This window comes from Paenibacillus sp. cl141a (assembly GCF_900109305.1).
GTDB lineage: Bacteria > Bacillota > Bacilli > Paenibacillales > Paenibacillaceae > Paenibacillus_AQ > Paenibacillus_AQ lautus_A.
Window position 1 is genome coordinate 1 of sequence record NZ_FNZO01000024.1, and the last position, 5,328, is coordinate 5,328.

Genomic DNA, 5,328 nt, shown 5'->3' on the forward strand with positions numbered 1-5,328 from the left:
TGTCTACAGCTTTTCCATAGGGCTCGTTTCGTTTCCGGAATGCCTGTACCACACTTGAACCTTTAGCGACATCCACGCCAATAACAGGTTCCATTTCCTCACTCCTTCTCCTTGATTTCACCGGCCTTTTCACGATGGTTCCAAATCCATAGCTTCGCTTGTGATGCGGGGTCTACCGCCCCTACCAGCTCAAACATGGTCTTTTGGAGGTCGTGAGAGAACAGTTTTTATTACGGGTTCATTGCCCCTAAAGCCGCCACGTTCTCCCGGCTCCCCCCATCGTAAAACGACCACAAAAAAAGGCCAACCAGAAGATTCTGGCTAACCTGATAATACGAAGCCGCCCGTCGCATCGACAGAGTGCCCCCCTTAGAATAGGCATTGGAAAACCCCATGCGTAATCCGATGCATGCTAAAGCGTGTATTTTTATGCCCAAGAAGCAGATTTGGTTTACGCTCGAAACCATCGGAAGGCTTCTTTATATTTCTTTTGCATATTCCGTATTTTCAAATGCTGTCGTAAGACGCGGCAAAGGTATGCCTAGCTTTTTTGCTTCTCTCACAACTTCAAGTACCGCAAAACCTGCTTTACTATTGTTGTATTCGACGAAAAGTCGCGGTAAGCTGCCTTTTGCAAAAATAAGCTTGGTAAAAAGCGGGCTGAGAAGTGCCGGCGGGATCTTGGTCAGCAGTAGCGTAATCGCGTCCATCTTTGCGCCTCTCGCTTTAAGTACAGGCAACATTTCCCTCATATGTTTACCCACATTTGCGAATGAGTCACTATGGTTCATAAGCGCTGGAAAACTTCCCCGTTTTAACACCTCGGCCTCCATCGCCGCATTCATGGCAAAGTGATTCCATAGCCAGCTTTGCATATCCTTGATCCAACTGATTTTAAAATGGGCACTTTCAAATAGTTCTTTGACCTTGTTGTTCATCTGTTCCGTGCCTGCCCGTGGTTTTTCCAGAAATATTGTTTTCAAAAAGCCGCCCCTAAGTCGATTGTTCGCGATGCCGCCTCCTGCTCCCGGGAATCCGAAGACTACCTGGTTCATAGATAAGGGAGAGATCGCTGATTGTAAGTCTTGCCAAAGATTATTGAAGATGAGGATCGGGGTGTTCCCGGCGGCAGTCGATAGGAGCTGTGCTGCTGATGGAAGTTGCTCCGTGTTGACACTCGCAATAATGAGATCGTAATTTGACCCTATCTCCTCATGCAGTGTGACGTTCCAGTTTTCTTTTATGAGCTGTTTCCCTTTTCGTGCGTCCCACATTTCAAGCGCGATATGGCTTCCGAAGGTTTCTTTTCTCCCTTTTCTAACGTAAAACTCAACGGTATGCCCTGCCTTTTCGAATGCCCAAGCATATTGGGTTGATATGACGCCTCGACCGAAGAATAAAATTCTCATGTTAGCCTCCCTAGAATAGTTGATCATCCAACAACGTGTTGTATAATGTTATTGTAAAGATTCACTATAGGGTCATCAACCATCAGATTTTTAAGATCTGTCGCATAATCGATGAAACAGAACATGGAGGCCAATCATGAATAAGCAACCTGAAATGACGGACAAAACGAGGCAAACCTTTATTAATGTATTCTGCGATTTGTATTGCCAAAAACCAATTGAAAAAATATCCGTTCAAGAGATTGCCAAGCAATCAGGATATAATCGCAGCACCTTTTATCAATACTTTACGGATATTTATGCGTTGTTGGATTTCGTTGAAGAGCGTGTCTTAAAATCCATTCACGAGGAAATGGCGAGCCGAGAGTTTTCTACCCATACGTTCCAGGATGCGCTGCAATGCCTGGAAAATGCAGAGGAAATTTCAGTTCTGAAAGCCCTGTTGGGCGACTATGGTGCGGTTCATTTTATTGAACGGCTGAAAAGAGAAATTCCCTTTGAGCGATTGATTGTACAATTTCCCACAAACGATGTCTTGGCACCCTACATCATTGAGTTTTACATATCCACGTTACTATCTATGTTTCGCCTGTGGATACGCAACGGCAAAGATCTATCGTCGGAAGAATTGGTCAAGCTGATCGATAGCCTATTTGCAAATGGGATAAAACCGTATTATACCTTTGGCACAGTCAATGAAGGGTAAACGCGGATCAAAATGGTATTCTATACTCTATACACATGTGGCAGTCAAAGGTGAGGTTTATGTTATGCCAAGTTTTATTGGGTTGAATGAATATCCGACTGAAGACCCTTATGGAACTCAGTTGTACTCAATCAACCAACTGGTGTCTGGTGACACAAAGAGATGACGGGTGACAAAAACATAGTAACATTAGAAGTCGCTGAATTAATATGGATGAAATGGAAGCAAGAGGGTAGAGCTATAGAGCAAGAAGCCTTTCATAAAGGACGGCCGAAGAGAAAGCTTACCCGTCTTGAAGAAGAAATAGCCTACTTAAAGGCGGAGACCGCATACCTAAAAAAGCTGTATCCAAATCTAAACGGGGAGTAACGAGCAAAGCCATTCGTTGCGAGATCATCGAAGAATGGAGACAGGAATATCCGGATAAAGTGGCTTTTGCCGCTAGAGGACATTTTAAAAAAATTGGATATTTTCACAACAAATATGCGAATGTTACCGTCTATATAGACGACTATAATGCTTGGGATATGTGTCAGAGATCATAACAAATACGAAAGTAGGGAGCGCTCTTTAATGAAAAAAACAGTACTGGCATTAATCTTATTAGGAGTAATTATGGGATGTGGCACCCCATCCTCAGATGCTCCTTCAGCAACAAATATTAACAGTGTTACGGAGCAACCTACTGCCAATGTAGTAGCACCTGAAACAAAGCAGTTCCCGTTGAAGTATACAACGTCTTTAACTGCCGAACCACTAACTAAAGTCACTCCAATAGAACTATCTAAACAATTGAAGAGCCAAGCGGTTGATGGTTCCAAGGTTTTAACTTATAAAAAAAATGATGATGTAGAGAAAATTTATGCTGTACTTCATTCAAAAGACGGAACCTATGATATAGGACAGATCGGGTATGAAGGGTCCAGCGACTATTCGACAAGTACAGTTGATGTTTTGGGCCAATCTTACGTTAAAGTGACCGGCTCTGTTGGAGCTAACGCACCTATTTCCAATTATTTGTCGCTCAGTACTTCCCCCCAGGTGCTGTGTATAGAAGCACATACTGTGGAGGTTGATGTAGACCAGGACGGGATAAAGGAAATCGTTGCTACTGCAGGTACAGCAGCGGAAACATCTATCTATAAAATAGAGAATGATTCCCTGGTAAGCGTAAATCTTAATGAAGTCATGAATGCCGCTGTAGTGATGTATGACCAGGAATACAACACTATTAAAGCAGAAGTGACCAAAGGCGAGGTCTCACAATGGAAAATTGAAGCTAACCTGCTAGTGCCTTTACCATGATTTTAAGTGAATTTTGAAGAAAGGGTGCTGCCAATGGAAATCCTGCCTATCAAAAAATGGTTGAGGAAGGGCACTTGGCGCACTATGAGCGTGAGATTGAGTTTCTAAATGATAATTTTGAAGACTGGATGTAGAACTGATCAATAGATGAGTTTCTTGGATAGCAAACAAGAATTCAAAAGGACTTGCAGTATTTTGGGAAGATAGAGTTTCTAGCATTGCTTTAATGTTAGCTGCGGGCTGAAGGGTATTTGAAGTGTTTATATTCATGCCAAGGTTAGCAATCTCATCGAATTCCTGCCATTAGTTAGTCAAAGGGGGTATTAAGACTAAAATAATGAGCAATGTGACAATAATGTAATACTAAATTGAATATTGTTATGCTATTCGATGGGAATACATAGATGTCCCCCTTATACTGGAAATAATTAAACAAGGTGTAGTTTATTGCCACCAACCAAATTTCCAAAAGGGGTATCCGCAGATGACTGAGGTAATTAAAGCAATAATACTTGGCATAATAGAGGGGTTAACAGAATTTTTACCAGTATCGTCTACTGGACATCTTATTTTAGCGGGCAATTTGCTTAACTTTGAGGGAGACGCTGCAATAACTTTTAAAATCGTTATACAATTGGGTGCGGTGATGGCAGTTCTAATTCTTTATTGGAAAAGATATTTGGAGATTGGTGCTAATCTGATTAGATTGGATTTTTCCCAAAGTAAAGGCTTAAATGTAGTTCATATGATTTTGGCTATGTTACCAGCATTAATTATATATCTTCTCATCAAGGACACAATAAAAAGCCAATTATTCGGCCCAACCCCCGTCTTGATAGGTCTAGTTGCAGGTGGCTTGTTGATGATCATCGCTGCACGTAGTAGGAGAACTGAAACCGCTGATACGTTGGATGGAATAAATTATAAACAAGCTTTCGGGATTGGACTGTTCCAATGTTTGGCTTTGTGGCCGGGATTTTCGAGATCGGGTTCAACGATTTCAGGTGGTCTTTTGCTTGGTACTAGCCAAAAAGCCGCCGCAGATTTTACGTTCCTTATATCCGTGCCTGTTATGTTTGGTGCAAGCTTGTTGGATTTGTACGATAGTCGCGATTTGCTGAATTCTGAGGATTTCCTTCTAATGATAATTGGCTTTACGACATCCTTTCTTGTGGCAATGATTGCAGTAGCGACGTTCATCAAACTGATTAAGCGACTTCGATTGGAATGGTTTGCTCTATACCGTTTTGTCTTGGCAGCGCTCTTCTATTTAATCGTCATACAGTAACCAGTTTTGTATTTGATTATTCAAGCAAAATTAGCAAATAAGTACCCAGATAAATACCAAGAAGGAAAGGAATCTTTTGTTAATGAGTTAGTAGAGATGGTTAGTAGAGAGAAATGAGAGGATTATACATGTGGGGGAATATGGAACCGGGGTATTATATCACCCTACAGAATTACTTTTGAATTATTTCCAATGGTTAGCCATTGCCGAAAAAGAGGCAAGCAAACAAACATAGGTGTCGAAGGACAAGAACATGGTCCTATAGTAAGTCGCTAAAATGATATTATCCCCTTTAAGTAGACAGTGTGTAAAAAGCGCATTAAAGTCTACTTGGAGGGGATTTTTTTCATGGGCGAAATACGAAAGACATATGACATCGAATTCAAGCGCAAGGCTGTTGCGATGTTCCTGGAGGAAGGTCTTGGCTACAAGACGGTAGCCAAGACCTTGGGCATCGATGATAGGATGGTTCGAAGATGGGTAGCTCACTACGAGCGGGAAGGAATTGAGGGGCTCAAGGAAAAAAGAGGCACCTCGACGGGTTCGAAGAACGGGAGACCGAAGAAGGCCAAAACCTTGGAGGAAGAAGTCCTGCGGCTGAGAGCGGAAAATGCCTTGCT

General features: G+C 42.2%; 7 protein-coding genes. 5 read left to right on the forward strand and 2 right to left on the reverse strand.

The features are described 5' to 3' along the window. Nucleotides 1–479: 479 nt before the first annotated feature. Nucleotides 480–1,409 carry a ketopantoate reductase family protein gene (locus BMX45_RS30895; RefSeq protein ID WP_090914619.1) on the reverse strand — a complete coding sequence of 310 codons (930 nt, stop codon included), beginning with the start codon at nt 1,407–1,409 and terminating at the stop codon, nt 480–482. Nucleotides 1,410–1,545: 136 nt separating this feature from the next. On the opposite strand from BMX45_RS30895, the gene BMX45_RS30900 reads away from it, so the two are divergent. The 3 genes from BMX45_RS30900 to BMX45_RS30910 all read left to right on the forward strand — a co-directional run bounded on the left by BMX45_RS30900 (nt 1,546) and on the right by BMX45_RS30910 (nt 3,420). Then, nucleotides 1,546–2,115, forward strand: a complete 570-nt coding sequence (locus BMX45_RS30900; protein WP_015735367.1) for a TetR/AcrR family transcriptional regulator — start codon at nt 1,546–1,548, stop codon at nt 2,113–2,115. Nucleotides 2,116–2,277: 162 nt separating this feature from the next. Further along, the gene (locus tag BMX45_RS30905; protein ID WP_090914621.1) at nt 2,278–2,484 is read left to right on the forward strand and encodes a hypothetical protein; all 207 of its coding nucleotides are present in this window, start codon (nt 2,278–2,280) and stop codon (nt 2,482–2,484) included. A 204-nt stretch (nt 2,485–2,688) separates the two neighbouring features. Beyond that, entirely contained in the window at nt 2,689–3,420 is a 732-nt protein-coding gene (locus BMX45_RS30910; RefSeq protein ID WP_090914623.1) for a hypothetical protein, read from the forward strand. On the opposite strand, the gene BMX45_RS31540 is transcribed toward BMX45_RS30910, so the two are convergent. After that, a complete protein-coding gene (locus BMX45_RS31540; protein ID WP_175495246.1) occupies nt 3,412–3,690 on the reverse strand; it encodes a hypothetical protein in 279 nt (92 codons plus the stop codon). The two genes, BMX45_RS30910 and BMX45_RS31540, sit on opposite strands and share 9 nt — an antisense overlap. A gap of 214 nt (nt 3,691–3,904) precedes the next feature. Between BMX45_RS31540 and BMX45_RS30915 the strand changes: the two genes are divergently transcribed. Beyond that, nucleotides 3,905–4,708: an undecaprenyl-diphosphate phosphatase gene (locus BMX45_RS30915; RefSeq protein WP_090914625.1), complete on the forward strand. Its 804-nt coding sequence runs from the start codon at nt 3,905–3,907 to the stop codon at nt 4,706–4,708. Between the two features lie 348 nt (nt 4,709–5,056). Continuing rightward, nucleotides 5,057–5,328: transposase (locus BMX45_RS30920; RefSeq protein WP_090914627.1), on the forward strand; the 272-nt coding region annotated here is incomplete at its 3' end.